The organism is Actinomycetospora sp., assembly GCF_036497585.1.
Taxonomy (GTDB): Bacteria; Actinomycetota; Actinomycetes; order Mycobacteriales; family Pseudonocardiaceae; genus Actinomycetospora.
The window spans coordinates 1-14,667 of sequence record NZ_DASXJD010000111.1; the positions used below are offsets into that span (position 1 = coordinate 1).

At 73.2% G+C, this 14,667-nt stretch carries 13 protein-coding genes and 1 pseudogene; 6 read left to right on the plus strand and 8 right to left on the minus strand.

Going from position 1 to position 14,667, the window contains the following annotated elements:
* On the plus strand, positions 1-1,513 hold a 1,513-nt coding region (locus VGH76_RS10545), incomplete at its 5' end, for a hypothetical protein (RefSeq protein WP_331556633.1).
* A 15-nt stretch (positions 1,514-1,528) separates the two neighbouring features.
* Here VGH76_RS10545 and VGH76_RS27975 read toward each other — a convergent pair.
* Together VGH76_RS27975 and VGH76_RS10560 are read right to left on the minus strand one after the other, a co-directional pair.
* Positions 1,529-2,528 (minus strand): annotated as a pseudogene (locus VGH76_RS27975) (IS5 family transposase).
* A gap of 94 nt (positions 2,529-2,622) precedes the next feature.
* Positions 2,623-4,446, minus strand: coding sequence for an NAD(P)/FAD-dependent oxidoreductase (locus VGH76_RS10560; protein ID WP_331556635.1), 1,824 nt, complete (start codon positions 4,444-4,446; stop codon positions 2,623-2,625).
* Positions 4,447-4,643: 197 nt separating this feature from the next.
* On the opposite strand from VGH76_RS10560, the gene VGH76_RS10565 reads away from it, so the two are divergent.
* Positions 4,644-6,473, plus strand: a complete 1,830-nt coding sequence (locus VGH76_RS10565; protein WP_331556636.1) for an MFS transporter — start codon at positions 4,644-4,646, stop codon at positions 6,471-6,473.
* Positions 6,474-6,484: 11 nt separating this feature from the next.
* Here the strand turns inward: VGH76_RS10565 and VGH76_RS10570 are convergent, their stop codons facing one another.
* Entirely contained in the window at positions 6,485-8,044 is a 1,560-nt protein-coding gene (locus VGH76_RS10570; RefSeq protein WP_331556637.1) for a multicopper oxidase family protein, read from the minus strand.
* Between the two features lie 40 nt (positions 8,045-8,084).
* A complete protein-coding gene (locus VGH76_RS10575; RefSeq protein ID WP_331556639.1) occupies positions 8,085-8,555 on the minus strand; it encodes a hypothetical protein in 471 nt (156 codons plus the stop codon).
* A gap of 237 nt (positions 8,556-8,792) precedes the next feature.
* Here VGH76_RS10575 and VGH76_RS10580 point away from each other — a divergent pair, with 237 nt between their 5' ends.
* On the plus strand, positions 8,793-9,122 hold the full coding sequence (locus VGH76_RS10580; RefSeq protein ID WP_331556640.1) for a PASTA domain-containing protein: 330 nt from the start codon (positions 8,793-8,795) through the stop codon (positions 9,120-9,122).
* A gap of 38 nt (positions 9,123-9,160) precedes the next feature.
* On the opposite strand, the gene VGH76_RS10585 is transcribed toward VGH76_RS10580, so the two are convergent.
* Genes VGH76_RS10585 through VGH76_RS10595 form a run of 3 tightly spaced genes read right to left on the minus strand, consistent with a single transcriptional unit; the run spans position 9,161 to position 12,076 of the window.
* Positions 9,161-9,466, minus strand: a complete 306-nt coding sequence (locus tag VGH76_RS10585; RefSeq protein ID WP_331556641.1) for a Dabb family protein — start codon at positions 9,464-9,466, stop codon at positions 9,161-9,163.
* Between the two features lie 5 nt (positions 9,467-9,471).
* Positions 9,472-9,774: a GDP-mannose 4,6-dehydratase gene (locus VGH76_RS10590; RefSeq protein WP_331556642.1), complete on the minus strand. Its 303-nt coding sequence runs from the start codon at positions 9,772-9,774 to the stop codon at positions 9,472-9,474.
* A 40-nt stretch (positions 9,775-9,814) separates the two neighbouring features.
* Entirely contained in the window at positions 9,815-12,076 is a 2,262-nt protein-coding gene (locus VGH76_RS10595; RefSeq protein ID WP_331556643.1) for a transglycosylase domain-containing protein, read from the minus strand.
* Between the two features lie 161 nt (positions 12,077-12,237).
* Here VGH76_RS10595 and VGH76_RS10600 point away from each other — a divergent pair, with 161 nt between their 5' ends.
* The 3 genes from VGH76_RS10600 (at position 12,238) to VGH76_RS10610 (ending at position 13,963) form a co-directional block, all read left to right on the plus strand.
* The gene (locus VGH76_RS10600) at positions 12,238-12,495 is read left to right on the plus strand and encodes a hypothetical protein (protein ID WP_331556644.1); all 258 of its coding nucleotides are present in this window, start codon (positions 12,238-12,240) and stop codon (positions 12,493-12,495) included.
* A gap of 104 nt (positions 12,496-12,599) precedes the next feature.
* Positions 12,600-12,854, plus strand: coding sequence for a hypothetical protein (locus VGH76_RS10605; protein WP_331556645.1), 255 nt, complete (start codon positions 12,600-12,602; stop codon positions 12,852-12,854).
* Positions 12,855-12,952: 98 nt separating this feature from the next.
* On the plus strand, positions 12,953-13,963 hold the full coding sequence (locus VGH76_RS10610) for a patatin-like phospholipase family protein (protein WP_331556646.1): 1,011 nt from the start codon (positions 12,953-12,955) through the stop codon (positions 13,961-13,963).
* On the opposite strand, the gene VGH76_RS10615 is transcribed toward VGH76_RS10610, so the two are convergent.
* Positions 13,960-14,661, minus strand: coding sequence for a maleylpyruvate isomerase N-terminal domain-containing protein (locus VGH76_RS10615; protein ID WP_331556647.1), 702 nt, complete (start codon positions 14,659-14,661; stop codon positions 13,960-13,962). The two genes, VGH76_RS10610 and VGH76_RS10615, sit on opposite strands and share 4 nt — an antisense overlap.
* Between the last annotated feature and the right edge of the window lie 6 nt (positions 14,662-14,667).

Genomic DNA, 14,667 nt, shown 5'->3' on the forward strand with positions numbered 1-14,667 from the left:
GCTAGCGGTGATGCACGAGCGGGCCGATCATTCGGCGTCCTGGTCTGCGGGTCCTTTGCGGCTGGTCACGGAGCGCTTCGCCCACGACCCCGGCGTGCTCCATGTCCACACCCCGGGCGGGACCTCGACGCCGGTGTTGCTCGTGGTGACCCACCACGAGGTGCTCCAGGAAGTCCTGCCCAGTGGACGGGCGGCAGCGGGCTCGGCCCGCTTCGAGCTGGCGCGCCTGGCCGACACCGTCACCACCCACCATCACGTCGAGCTCGCGCTCGACCTCGGCCACACCCGCTGCGTCGTGGCAATGATTCGGCCCCGCCGTCTGGCCAGCGGCGCCGATTGGGCGGGCGAGGCGATACAGCTCCGGGATGCGGTGGCCGTCGCCGGGCTGACCGCGGCGATCTACCCGAAGTGGGCGCCGTGGCGCCCCCCGACCGTGGCGGTGGTCGGCGCCGGCGGCACGGTGGTCGTGCCCGAGGAACTGCGTCACGCCGGGCCGTTGGCGCTGGAGCTGGCCGTCGATGATCCGTGGGCGCCGGTGGTGTGGCCTCGATGGCCGCGCGAGGAGGCACTGTGGGTCCCCGCCGCCGGTTATGTCAGCAGCGATGATCCCGACGAGACGGCGCTGTCGCGGTTCGCGGCGGGTTTCGGTGAGTTCCCGACCAAGGTGAGTAATCTCGGGAGGTGCTGGGAGTTGCTGCTCCAGGCGCCTCGCCTGTATCGGCGGCTGCAGGCCGATCCTGTGGTCGCTTGCTGTGCCCGTGCGCTTCGGTCGCGCCCGCAGGACGCCGTCACCGCCCTCTCCGAGCTCGGGCTCGGGTCCGATGCTGTCATCGCGGCCCTGATCGAGTCGGGGCTGGTCGCCGTCGGGTTCACCGGGGACGCGGACGTCGCCGCGAAACTGTGGGTCACCAGCCCGGCGCTGGGGGCGCTGATGGGCGGCCTCGGCGAGGACACGGTGCGCGAGGCCGCCTTCGAGCGATGCGGGCCGGTGCTGGAGACCCTGCTCGACACAAGCGTCGACCCGCACGCCGCGGTCGGCCGGTTCGGACCTGAGGCGATGGCCATGGCTGCCATGCAGCCCCACCAGATCGACGGACTGTGGGACGCCGCTCAGGTGGTGCCGCAGTCGATGCTCGACCCCGACACCCGCGCGGTGGCCGCGCGACGGCTGTTCGACCGGCGCATCGACCCAGGGGTGCTGCGGGTCAGCGGCTCGGGCGCGTTGATCGTGGGGGATGCGACGAGGGTGCTGACCGGCACGCGACACCTTCGCGGTCAGGTCGAGGCGCGGCGGGGCGTCAACGGCCCGGACTGGCTGTCGCTGCCGGCCGCCTCGGCCGCACTGGCGATCCTCGCGCGGCTGGCGGCGCGCGGGCACCCCGAGGCTGCGCGACTGGCGCAGCGCTTCCGCCGCCAGTGGGTGCACCTCGCCCGCGCCGCACCGGATTTGGTGAGCATCGACCTGGTCCTCGCCGAACTGCTCGTCCGCTCCTCGGACACGGAGTCCTACTAGGGCGTGTCTGGCGGATCATGAGAGCCAGTCCAGGGTGGCGTTCAGGGTGATCCCGCCGGCGTAGTTGATGGCGAGTTTGTCGCTGCGTTGGGCCAGTCCGCGCCACTGTTTGAGCGCGCCGAAGCCACGTTCGACGACGTTGCGCTGCTTGTAGCGCTCGGCGTCGAACTTCGGGGGGCGCCCGCCGCGGGACCCGAGCTTGCGGCGTCGGGTCTTCTCGTCCTGACGCTCGGGGATGGTGTGGGGGATGCCGCGCTGGCGCAGCATCGCGCGGTGGCCCTTGGAGCTGTAGGCCTTGTCGGCGAGCAGGTGATCGGGTCGGGTCCGGGGCCGTCCCGGCCCGATCCGCTCGACCGAAAGCTGGTCGAGCAGCACCGGCAACAGCGGGCTGTCGTGGGCGTTTCCGCCGGTCAGGGTGATGGCCAGCAGCCGCAGGTGGCCGTCGACGAGGGCGTGGACCTTGGTGTTCAGCCCGCCACGGGAGCGCCCGATCCCGTGGTCGTCGGGCTCGTGCTTCCCGGCCCGCGCGCGGACTTCAGCTAAAGATCCCGGACGGGCCCCCTATATGGACCCCAGCGACCGCGACGACGTCCTCCCGGTCCGCGTCATCGGACTCGGGGTCATCGGCGGGCTCGCTCGCGACCGGCTCGGCGGTGGCGGCGTTGCCGGCCAAGCGGCGCAGCGTGGCGCCGTGCTGGTGAAGCTTCGCCGCGGTGGAGTCGGCCGCGACCTGCCAGTCGATCTCACCCCGGGCGTCGGCCTCGGCCTGAGCGCGGGCCAGCAGCCGGTCGAAGGTGCCATCGGCGCACCAGCGGTTGAACCGGTCGTAGACGGTCTGCCAGGGCCCGAAGCGCTCGGGCAGATCACGCCACGGGGCGCCGACGCGGAACCGCCACACCATCGCCTCGAGCATGGTGCGGTGATCCCGCCACCGGCCCCCGCGGCGCGGGGTGCGGTCGGGGAGCAGCGGCTCGATCCACTCCCACTTCTCCTCGGAGATCTCCTGCCTGATCACAGCAAGATCTTCCCCCACGAACCCCTATCGATCCGTCAGACACGCCCTAATCCGTCCTATGACACGGATCAGTGCTCACGAGCGCGGAGCGCACCTACTCGGCGTGGTGCGAGGGCTGCAGCCCGTACACCGGGGTGTCGAGACCCTCCTGGCGCGCCTTGAGCTGCAGCGCCAGGTAGAGCGAGTAGTGCCGGCTCTGGTGCAGGTTGCCGCCGTGGAACCACAGGTTGGGCTGCTGGGTGGGCTTCCACATGTTGCGCTGCTCGCCCTCCCACGGCCCGGGGTCCTTGGTGGTGTCCGAGCCCAGGCCCCACACCTTCCCGACCCGCTCCGCCATCTCGTCGCCGATGATGTCGGCCACCGAGGTGATCATCGAGCGGTAGCCGGTCGCGAGGACCACCAGGTCGGCCTCGAGCTCGGTGCCGTCGTCGAGGCGGATCCCGGTCTCGGTGAACTCCGCCAGCTGCCCCTTGACCAGCTTCACCTTGCCCTCGGCGACCAGGTCCGCGGCGCCGACGTCGATGTAGTAGCCCGAGCCGCGGCGCAGGTACTTCATGAACAGGCCGGACTCGTCGTCACCGAAGTCGAGGTCGAACCCGGCTTCGCGTAGCCGCTGGTAGAAGTCGGCGTCGCGGACCTTGGCCTCGTCGTAGGCCGGCTTCTGGAAGTCGGCCATGATCCGGTAGGGCAGTGAGGCGAACGTGAGGTCCGCGGTCCGGGTGTCGACCCCGGAGCGGACCGCCTCCTCGGAGTACAGCCCGCCGAGCGCGAGCTCCATCAGCGTGTCCGACTTGATGATGTGCGTGGACGAGCGCTGCACCATCGTCACGTCCGCGCCGGCCTCCCACGCCGACCCGCAGATGTCGAAGGCCGAGTTGTTCGAGCCGACGACGACGACCTTCCTGCCCTCGTAGCCCTCCGGCCCGGGGTGCTCCGAGGAATGCTGGATCTCGCCGCGGAAGCGATCCATGCCCGGGAACTCCGGGCGGTTCGGCTTGCCGGAGACGCCCATCGCGAAGACGAGCTGCCGCGGCCGGAGCACGACCTCCTCGGGCCCGTTGCCGCGGTCGCGCTGGAGCTTCACGGTCCAGCGGCCCTCCGCCTCGTCGAACTCGGCGGATTCCGCCGTCGTCGAGCCCCAGTAGTTGATCTCCATGACCCGCGTGTACATCTCGAGCCAGTCGCCGATCTTGTCCTTCGGCGCGAACACCGGCCAGTTGTCCGGGAACGGCAGGTAGGGCAGGTGGTCGTACCAGACCGGGTCGTGCAGGGCGAGGCTCTTGTACCGCTTGCGCCAGGAGTCCCCGGGCCGCTCGTTGCGCTCGACGACGATCGTCTCGACGCCGAGCTGGCGCAGCCGCGCCGCGAGCGCGATGCCGCCCTGGCCGCCGCCGATCACCACGACCTCGGGCTGGCGCGAGTAGCCCAGCTCCTCGGCCTCGCGCTCGCGGCCCTCCTTCCAGGTCTCGCGGTCGGGGTCCGCGCCGTGGAACGTGCCCTTCGGCCGGTTCTCCCCCTTGCTCTCCTCGTGGCCCTTGAGCTCGTCGAGGCTCGTGAGCAGCGTCCAGGCCTTGCCGTCCTTGAGGCGCACGTGCCCCGTGCCGCGCCCGACCGCGGTCTCGAAGCGCAGCCACGCCTCGTCGACCCCATCGGCGCCGGTGGCCTCGCCGCTCACCGCGAACCCGGTCGGGTCGATCCCGTCGAGGACGCTGCGCAGCAGGTCGGCGACCTCGTCCTTGCCCTCGACGGTCTTGATGTTCCAGGTGAAGGAGACCAGGTCTCGCCAGTAGCACTCGTCGGCGAACAGCGACACCGCGCGGTCGACGTCGCGCGCAGACAGCGCCTCCTGGAACGACGACACCCACTGCTCGACGCGGGCCCCCACGTCGCTCCCGGGACGGTCCAGTGTCTGGGTCACGGCGCACCTCTTCCTCACTTCGTGCGGGCCCGGGGGCCCCGCAGGCTGTCGGTGACCACCGTCACGCCCGCGCGCGCACGCGGCAAGGGTTGCAGCGGTGTTGCGACGACATGCGGCACACCGAGGACACCGGGAGCGGAACAGCGTCCCGGATCACACTGGACGTCGAGCGCACTCGAGGTCCTAGCGTGAAGGCCGTGACCGACTCAGCACCCCTCGCCACGACGCGCCGTTGGTGGATCCTCGCCGTCATCGGCGTGGCCCAGCTGATGGTCATCCTCGACAACTCCATCGTGAACATCGCGCTGCCCTCGGCGCAGGCGGACCTCGGGTTCAGCGACGCGCAACGGCAGTGGGTCGTCACCGCCTACGCCCTGGCGTTCGGCAGCCTGCTCCTGCTCGGCGGGCGGCTCTCCGACCTCTTCGGGCGCAAGGCCGCGTTCGTCGTGGGCCTCGTCGGGTTCGCCGTCGCCTCCGCGCTGGGCGGGCTCGCCCCGGGCTTCGGGCTGCTGGTCGGGGCCCGCGCGCTGCAGGGCGCCTTCGGTGCGCTGCTCGCCCCGGCGGCGTTGTCATTGCTGACGACGACGTTCCCGGCCGGTCGCGACCGGGCCCGCGCCTTCGGCGTGTTCGCCACGCTCGCCGGCTCCGGGGCGGCGATCGGGCTGCTGCTCGGCGGCACGCTCACCGAGTACGCCGACTGGCGCTGGTGCATGTACGTCAACGTCATCTTCGCCGCCGTCGCGCTGGTCGGCGCCCTGGTCCTGCTGCCCGCGCACCCGCGCCGGCAGCGTCCCCACCTCGATCTCGCGGGCACCCTCACCGCCTCCGGCGGGCTGTTCTGCATCGTCTTCGGGTTCGCGACCGCCGAGACCAGCGGCTGGACCTCGTGGGTCGTCTACGCCTTCCTCGCGGGCGGGGTGATGCTGCTCGGCGCGTTCGTCGCGATCCAGCGGGGTGTCAAGGCTCCGCTGCTGCCGCTGCGCGTGCTGCTCGACCGGCACCGCGGCGGCTCCTTCCTGACGATCCTCGTGCTCACCACCGGCATGTTCGGCGTGACGCTCTTCCTCGCCTACGTGCTGCAGCAGTACCTCGGGTTCACGCCGGTGATGACCGGGGTCGCCATGCTGCCGATGGTCGCCGCGATCATGTCGGCGTCCACGACGATGCCCTCGCTGCTCCTGCCCCGCGTCGGCCCGAAGCCGCTGATCTTCGTCGGGCTGCTCCTCGGGGCCGGCGCCCTGTTCTGGTTCTCGTTCCTCTCCCCCGGGTCGTCCTACGCCGGGAGCGTCCTCGGGCCGCTCATCGTCATGGGCCTCGGTATGGGCACCGCGATGTCGACCTCGATCAACACCGCGACGCTGGGCGTGGACCCGCAGGACGCGGGCGTGGCCTCGGCGACGGTCAACACCATGCAGCAGGTCGGCGGCTCGGTCGGGACGGCGCTGCTGTCCTCGATCGCCGGGACCGCGACCGCCGCCGCGCTCGCCGTCGCGGGCACCTCGCAGCGCACGGCCGCCCTCGCCGGCTACGACCGCGCCTTCGTCGTCGCCTCGGTCATCTTCGTCGTCGGCGCCGTGGTGTGCGGGCTGCTCGTGCCCGCGGGCCGGCCGCACGCGACGCCGTCGTCGGGACCCGCCCGGGCGACCGACGACGGACAGGCCGCGCGGGAGCTGCCCGCGGGCGCCGACGCCGACGGTGCCTGGGGCGGCCCGGACACCGTGACCACCCCCGTCCCGGCGACGGTGGGCGCGCGGGCGAGCGGCGGGCTCGTCGGACGGGTCCTCGACGGAGCCGGCTCGGACCGCGGCCAGCGGGCGGCCACGGTGACGCTCATCGACGCGACCGACGGCGCCCAGGTCGGGCGGGCCCGCACCGAGGCCGACGGCTCCTACGCCCTCGCGGTGCCCCGCCCCGGCGACTACCTGCTGGTCTGCTCGGCGCCGGGCAGCCGTCCGGTGGCCGAGCGGGTGCGGGTGGCGACGGTCGACCTCGAGATCTCCCGCGACCTCTGGGCCCCGGCCGGCTGACCCACCGGCCGCTACTCCGGGTCGTTCGGCGTGTCCGACCCGGCCCGGTAGGGCGTCGTCACGCCCTCGTACATCAGATGCGCGACGAGGCCCTGCTTCGGGTGGGCGAGGTTGTGGCAGTGGTCCATCCAGAGGCCCGGGTTGTCGGCGACGAACGCGACGTCGAACGTCGTGCCGTCGGGCACGTCGAGCGAGTCGATCCACCAGGGGCTGCCGGTCGCGGGGACGCCGTTGCGGGCGAGCACCACCGCGTGGTGGCCGTGCAGGTGCATCGGGTGGACCTCGCCGGAGGTGTTGCTGATGCGCATCCGGACCACGTCGCCCTCGCGCACGACGAACATCGGCACGTCCGGGTAGAGGTGGCCGTTGATCGTCCAGTACAGCCCCGGCACCCCGCCGATGAAGCCGGGCCGCCGCCCGATGGCGTAGTCGAACACCCGTGCCGGGGTGGTCGGGCCGAAGCCGATCGTCGTGGGGTCGAGTGGGGTCGGGGTGCCGTAGGTGAGCAGGTCCACGACGGCGTTCGGGGCGGGCGCCGGGGGTGTCGTGGGGTTCCCGACGACGACCGCCACCCCGCCCAGCTCGATGCGCGCCGGCGCGGTGACCTCGAGGTCGGCGCGGCCGCCCGCGGTGACCTGCGTCGCGGCGCCGACCACCGGGGTCGGGCCCCGGACGTCGGTCCCGTCGACGGCGAGGACCCGGTAGGGCGAGGCCGACCACGCCCGCATCGGGCCGCTGTCGGTGTTGGTCACCCGCACCCGCACGGCGGTGCCCGGGGCCGCCCGGACCGCGAGGTCGCCGTCGACGCCGGAGACGGTGCGCCGGCCCTCGTAGAGGTGCACGAGTGCGGAGACGTCGGTCGGTGACGGAGCCGCGGACGTCCCCCGGGGGACGACGACGAGCGCCCCGAAGAGCCCGCCGCGAACCTGGTCGTCGGCGACCTGGTGGGAGTGGTACCAGAAGCTCCCGACCTGGTCGGCCCGGAAGCGGTAGACGAACTGGCCGCCGGGCGGGACCGCGTCCTGGGTGACGCCCGCGACGCCGTCGTCGCCGGCGGGGACGTCCACGCCGTGCCAGTGCAGGGTCACCCCCCGCGGGACGTCGGCGTCGACCAGCCGCACGCGCACCGTCTGGCCCTGGACCGCGCGGATCTCCGGACCCGGCGTGACGCCGTTGAGCGTGTAACCGGTGACCGTCCGGCCCCCGGCGAGCCGCACGGTCTGGGCGCGCGCGACGAGCGTGACGTCGACGTCGGCCGGCCCGTCGGGCAGGCGCAGGGTGTCCACGGACCGGCCGCCCGCCCCGGACATGCCCGCCATGCCCGCCATGCCCGCCATGCCGGGCTGGCCGGCGGTCGACGCCGGGCCGCCGCCGTAGTCCGGGTAGCCCATGTCGGCCACCGAGTAGTCGCCCGCCGGGAGGCTGGTCGCCCAGAACCAGGCGATCGGGGCGAGGACGACGATCGTCGCGAGGACGGCGACGAGGGTGCGACGACGGCCGGGGCCGCGGCGGGCGGGGGCGGGAGGGGGTGCGAGCGGGGGCGCCCCGCGGGCGTCGTCGGTCCCGAGCACGTCCGTCCTCCCGCCCCGCGCCGGTCTGCCGGGGGTCGGCTCAGACCTGGGCGGCGTGGGCGCCGGTCGACGTGTCGGCCGGGGCCGCCACGGGCGCCGAGGCCTTCCGGGCCGCGACCAGCGCGACGACGAGCAGCACGAGCGCGACGGCGCCGTGGAGCAACCCGAGCGCGGGCACCGAGTGCGAGAAGATCCCCAGGGCAACCTGGACGATGACGGTGCCGAAGGCCGCGCCGGCCCACGCCACCGCACCGGGGAAGCGGGCGAAGAACGACACCACGAAGAGCAGGAGCCCGACCACCGGGACGATCATCTGGCCGTTGAGGCCGTGGATCATGAAGCCGGCGACGCCGTCGAACACCAGGGAGTCGCTCTCCATCCCCGCCTTGTCGAGGACCCCGCCGTTCTCGATCCACGTCGAGAGGCCGAAGAGGGCCCAGGCGATGGCGGCGGCCTGCACGACGACCTCGAGGGCAAGCAGGTAGGCCAGGACACGATAGATGGCGCGCATCGGGTTACCCCCGGGATCTCACGTGCGGTGGTGGTCGCGCGGCCGCCACGGATCCTCTGGCCCAACGCCGTCGGGACGTCTCACGCGTGTGGTCACTCTAAGTCCACCAGTGAGGGGAGGTCTTAATTCTTTCGAGTGAGAAGTCCGGATCGCGACTCCGCGCCGCGATCTGTGGGATTCGCCGCCCCGGGCCGGGCACCACCCATGAGCCCCGGCCGTGGTGGGTACCGTCGGGTCATGGCCGACAGCCTCACCGACACGACCTCGGTCCCCGAACTCGTCGGGCTCGCCGCGGCCGACGCCCACGACGCCGCGCTCGACGCGCGGCTCCTGGCCGTCCCGCAGAACGCCGCCCACACCGGCGCCGGGCGCAGCACCGTCACCAACCAACGCCCGCGGGCGGGCGCCTCCGCCACTCCGGGCGACACCATCTCGATCTGGGTCGACGACCCGGCCGCCGGGCCCCCGTCCGACGAGGGCCCCGACGACGACGGCTCGGGCGGCGGGGGCGGCGGCTCCCGCGTCCCCGAAGGGCCGAAGCCGACCCCGACCGCCGGCGCCGCGTAGATGCCCTCCGGGCTCGTGAGCACATGCGCGAAGCGCACCTAGTGCACGAACTGCAGCCCGGAGCGCACGGCGACCCGCGGCTTGATGTGCTCGTCGATGATCGCCCGGTGCTCCGGGTGGTCCCGATAGCGCTCGTAGGCCTCCTGGTCGACGAACGTGGCCGACACCCCGTACGCGGCATTGCCCGCCGCGAGGCCGAGATCCGTCCCCGCCTGCCACGACTCGAGGCCCTCGAGCCCCTCCCCGCGGTCGACCCAGGCCTGCAGGCGGGCATGGATGTCCGCGACCGCCTCCGGCGTCGTGTCCTCGGTCCAGGTGAACGTGACGACGTGCGTGACGGCCATGTCGGTCATCCTGCCAGCGACGTCATCCCCGGCACCGGTCCCGCGAGCGCCGAGAGCTCCGCGTCGACGAGGATCCGGGCGAGCTCGGGCACGAAGGTGCGCGGCCGCCACCCCAGCTCCCGCGCGGCCCGGGAGGCGTCCCCGACGAGCGCGTCCACCTCGGCGGGCCGCAGCAGGCGCTCGTCGAACCGCACGTGGCGGGTCCAGTCGAGCCCGACGTGGGAGAAGCACGCCTCGGCGAACTCCTCGACGGTATGGGCGGTACCGGTGGCGAGCACGTGGTCGGCCGGCTCCGGCGCCTGCAGCAACGACCAGCGGGATTCACCCGAGGCGGGGGCCCGAGGGGACTCAGCCGGCCGGCGGGGCCGGCGGCGCCGCGACCTTCCCCGTCGAGGACACCAGCGAGATCGTCTGCCCCTGGATCGCCTGCCCGCTCCCGCCGGCCGGGGTCTGCCCGACGACGGTGCCCGCGGGCGCGCGGCTGTCGACCGTCGACGTCGTCACGACGAACCCGGCGTCACGCAGGTCCGCGGTGGCCTGCGCGAGGGGCTGCCCGATCTCCTGGGGCACCGCGATGCGGTGGCCGCCGGTGACGTAGCGCGGGTCGGTCGGGGGCAGCGGGAGCACCGGCTGACCCGCCAGGTACTGGTTCATGGCCTGGTAGAAGGTCTGCGCGGGGGTGTTTCCACCGAAGAGGTTGCCGGTGGAGCAGGACGTCGGCGGTCTCCCGTTGCAGATCGGGCGCGGGCTGGACGAGTCGTCGAACACGATCGACGCGGCCGAGATCTGCGGGGTCGCGCCGACGAAGGCACCCGACTCCGAGGTCTCGGTGGTCCCCGTCTTGGCCGCTGTCGGCCGGTTCCACCCCGCGGCGCTCGCGGCGGCGGCGGAGGTGCCCCCGGGCTGGTCGTCCTTCGACATGCCCGTCATCAGGGTGTCCGCGAGCGGTGCGGGCAGCGCCTGGTGGCACGCCGTCGACGGGATCGTCACCGGCGACCCGGTGGCGTCGGTGACCGACAGGATGGGGTTCGGCGGGCACCAGGTGCCGTTGGATGCGAGCGTCGCGTCGACGTTGGCGAGCTCGAGCGGGCTCGTCGGCGTCGGTCCGAGCGTGAACGACGCCTGGTTCTGCGCCTTCATGGTGTCCGCGATCGACGGTTCCCCGGGCCCCGCCGACTTCGCCAGGGAGGTCATGCCCAGGTTCACCGCCATGTCGACGACCGGCGCCACCCCCGTCGTCTCCTCGAGCTTGACGAAGGCGGTGTTGGGCGACTGCGCGAGCGCGTCCTGCAAGCTCAGCTGCCCCGGGTAGTTGCCGTCGTTCTTCACGACGAAGCCCGGCGAGAGCGGCGAGGCGTACCCCGACGGCGGGACCGGCAGGATGTTGGAGATGCCGCCACCGCCCATGAGATAGGTGGCCGAGGTGAAGATCTTGTAGACCGACCCGGCGCCGAGGTTCTCGGGCTCAGCGGGCAGGTCGTAGGTGGTCTGGCCCTGCGAGGCGTCCAGCCCGTAGCCCCGGTTCGCCGCGAGCGCGAGGACGGGGTGCGCCGTGGCGCCGGGCTGCACGACGGCGAGGGTGTCCGCCACGTGCGGCTGGGTGGGCGGCACCTGCGCGTCCACCGCCTGCTTCGCCGCCGCCATCGCGGCCGGGTTCAGCGTGGTCTTCACCGTGTAGCCCCCCGCGCGCAGCTGCTCGGGGGTGATGCCCGCCTGGTCGAGGTAGTCCAGGACGTAGGAGCAGAAGAACCCCTCGTCGCCGGCGCCCACGCAGCCGTTGGAGACCCCGTGCAGCGGCGCCTGCACGCCCAGCGGCGCGGCCTGGGCGGCGGCGGCCTGCCCCGGGCTGAGCTCGCCCTGCTGGCGCATCTGGTCGATGACGACGTTGCGCCGACCGGTGGCGGCCTGCGGGTGGTTCACCGGGTCGTACGCCGAAGGGCTCTGCACCATGCCGGCGAGCAGCGCGGCCTCCGGGATCGTCAGGCGGTCCGGGGTGGTGTTGAAGTACGTCCGGGCGGCCGCGGCGACCCCGAACGACTGGTTCCCCAGGTACACCACGTTGAGGTACCGCGTGAGGATCTCGTCCTTGGACAGCGTGTGGTCGAGCTGCTCGGCGACCCGCGCCTCGCGCAGCTTGCGGCCGAGCGTCGCCTCGGTGGCCTTGAGCTGCTCGGCCGGCGTCTTGGCCGCCACGTACTCGTCGTAGTTCTTGACGTACTGCTCGGTGAGGGTCGACGCGCCCTGCGTCGAGCCACCGGATCCGTTGTTGAGGACGGCCCGGACGATGCTGCGCGGGTCGAGCCCGGATTCGGAGAAGAACCGTCGGTCCTCGATGGCGACGATGGCGGCCTTCATCGCCACCGAAATCTGCTCGGAACGGACGATCTGACGATTCTGGTCATACAGGTACGCGATCGGCGCGCCGGCGTCGTCGGTGACCGTCGTGATCGAGGGCATGTCGCCCCCGAGGACACCCGGAGAGGTGTCCTGCGCACCCTCGATCGCCTGGTTGGACAGCAGTCCCACGCCCCCGACCAGCGGGAACGTGATCCCCGCGACGAGGATCCCCGCGATCACCGTCACGGCCAGCAGCCGCACCTTCGCCGTCATCGACCCCAGACCCGCTCAATTCGGACAATGCCGTGGTGGCCCGCGCCGCCGCGTTCCGTCCAGTGTCCCCGCCGAACGCGTCAGCTCCCGTGAGGGGCCGGTGCCGCCTTCCTCACGACAACCCCGGCGAGCCTCGCACGTCACCAGCGCACGGGCAGTGAATGCTCTCCGTACACGGCCATCGTGTCGCGGAACGGGATGTCCTCGAGCGCCGCGTCCACCCGCAGGTCGGGGAAGCGCCGCAGCAGCGCCGAGTAGGCGACCTGCAGCTCGTGGTCGCCCCCGGGCTGCCCCCGGCCCTGCGCCAGGGCCGGCTGGGCGGGTCGCAGGCCGGGCAGGTGGTGGGCGTGCTCGTCGTCGTCGGCTTCCTCGGGGCCGCCCTCGTGATCGGGTTCGCCGCCGCAGCGAACGTCGGGTGAGTTCCTCGTCCGTTCGGGTGGTGCTCGTAACGACCGGATGCCGCAGCACGACGACCCGGGCGACACGCTTCGTCGGGGAGCGTGCAGAGTTCGGGGGGACCACCATGATCGGCACCATCATCGTCGGCAGTGCTGCGCTCGGCGCCTGGCTCGCCGCGCCCTTCGTCGCGATGGCCCGCCAGGGCACGCTGGACGACCGGACCCGCGCCGCGATGCGCGAGGAGGGTCGGCGCGCCGAGGCGATCCGCCGGGCCCACCACCGTGAGACCCTCGTCGTCGCCGCCACCATGAGCATCCCCGCCCCGCGCGGCGCCGAGCACGACGAGCTCCCCCGGCGCAGCGCCCTCGTCGGCGTCTGACGGCGGGGCGGCCCCGCTCACCGGCCGCGAGCGCCCCGCAGCGACCGACCCGGCATCGTCGGCACCGCCGGGGTGCGGTCAGGGGGATGATCGGGGCGATGCGTGCTGACCTGGTACTCGAAGGCGGCGGGGTCAAGGGGGTCGGCCTCGCCGGGGCCGTCGCCGCCGTCACCGACGCCGGCTATGTGCCCCAGCGGATCTCCGGGACGTCCGCCGGGGCGCTCGTGGGCGCGATCGCGGCGGCCGGGGCGCGCGGCGCGCAGCTCGGCGACATCATGCGCCGCCTGGACTTCCACGCCGTCGCCGACCGACACGGGCTCGGCCTTGTCCCGCTGATCGGCCCGGGCCTCGCGCTGCTCTCGGGCACCGGGCTCTACCGCGGCGAGTACCTGCTGGAGTGGATCACCGACGAGCTCGCCACGCTCGGGGTCCGCACGTGGCGGGACCTGCGTCTCGACGACCCGTCGCTCCCGCCCGAGCAGCGCTACCGCCTCGTCGTCACGTGCTCGGACCTCACCCTCGGCCAGCTGGTCCGGCTCCCGTGGGACTACCGCAGCGTCTACGGGCTCGACCCCGACGCCCAGCCGGTCGCCGAGGCGGTCCGCGCCTCGATGTCGATCCCGTTCCTCTTCGAGCCGACGACGCTGACCCACGCCGACCCGTCGGTGAGCTCCACGCTCGTCGACGGCGGCCTGCTCTCCAACTTCCCCATCGACTCGCTCGACCGCACCGACGGCGCCACGCCGGCCTGGCCGACGTTCGGGGTCACCATCACGACGGCGCCCAAGCCGGGTATCGGCGACCGGGTCGCCCTCTTCCACTCGCGGATGTTCGACTGGCCGCAGCCGACCGCCCTGCGCCTGCTCGAGCAGCTCCTGACGACGATGATCCTCGGCCGCGACCAGGCCTACCTGAACCGGCCGTGGGTGCAGGCGCGCACGATCCACGTCGAGGCGGGCGAGGTCGGGCTGCTCGACTTCGGCATCACGCAGGCCCGCCGGGACGCGCTCTACCGGCGGGGGTACGACGCGGCGTCGGGCTTCCTGGCGGCGTTCGACTGGGACGCCTACCGGGAGCGCTTCCGCAGCGAGGTGCCCGCGCGCTCCTAGCTCTCCCGGCCGGCCGCGCAGCGTGGCTGGTCGTCGGTGCGCAGCCCGAACACCGTCAGCGGCTCGAGCCACGGCTCCGGGTCGCCCGCCCAGCGCCACGCGCGCATCTGGTCGACGCTGCGGCGGCTGAACACCGCGCGGAAGAACTCCCACGGCGCCACCTCGACCGCCGCCACCGGGCCGTCGTCGCCGGTGCCGCCGGTCCACTCGTCGTCCCCGCAGCGCACGGTGAGCGTGCCCGGCCGCTCGAGGCCCCGGACCTTGCCCCGGCACAGCAGCCGCGCCGCGTCGCGCCATCCGTCCTCATGGGGCACCGGGTCGGCGAGCGCCTCGGCGATGTCGCCCTCGTGGACCAGGACGTCGGCGGCGGCGGGTGGCGGGATCGTCCGGGCGTCGAGACCGGCGGCGATCGCCTCGACGTGGGGGGCCCACTCGGCGAGCACCTCCTCGACGGGGACACCGAGGCGCTGGTCGACCTGCCCGGCGGTCCACTCGTCGTCGGGAACACCGCCCAGGCGCCCGGCGACGATGTCGGTCGCGATGCCCGCGAGGTGGGAGACCACGCCGTGCACGGTCCATCCGGGGCACGCCGGGACCTGGGTGTCCAACGACGACGGGTCCGTGGCGGCGAGGGCGCGCAGGCGGCCGTCGAGGCGGGAGTACCCGCCGCGGTAGGCGTCGCCCAGGGAGACCGGCATGCCGCG

Coding starts and splice junctions, on each gene's coding strand:
- VGH76_RS10585 (WP_331556641.1), bottom strand. CDS start 9,466: ATGGCCGTCACGCACGTCGTCACGTTCACCTGGACCGAGGACACGACG.
- VGH76_RS10580 (WP_331556640.1), top strand. CDS start 8,793: ATGGCCGACAGCCTCACCGACACGACCTCGGTCCCCGAACTCGTCGGG.
- VGH76_RS10610 (WP_331556646.1), top strand. CDS start 12,953: ATGCGTGCTGACCTGGTACTCGAAGGCGGCGGGGTCAAGGGGGTCGGC.
- VGH76_RS10600 (WP_331556644.1), top strand. CDS start 12,238: ATGCTCTCCGTACACGGCCATCGTGTCGCGGAACGGGATGTCCTCGAG.
- VGH76_RS10605 (WP_331556645.1), top strand. CDS start 12,600: ATGATCGGCACCATCATCGTCGGCAGTGCTGCGCTCGGCGCCTGGCTC.
- VGH76_RS10595 (WP_331556643.1), bottom strand. CDS start 12,076: ATGACGGCGAAGGTGCGGCTGCTGGCCGTGACGGTGATCGCGGGGATC.
- VGH76_RS10615 (WP_331556647.1), bottom strand. CDS start 14,661: ATGCCGGTCTCCCTGGGCGACGCCTACCGCGGCGGGTACTCCCGCCTC.
- VGH76_RS10575 (WP_331556639.1), bottom strand. CDS start 8,555: ATGCGCGCCATCTATCGTGTCCTGGCCTACCTGCTTGCCCTCGAGGTC.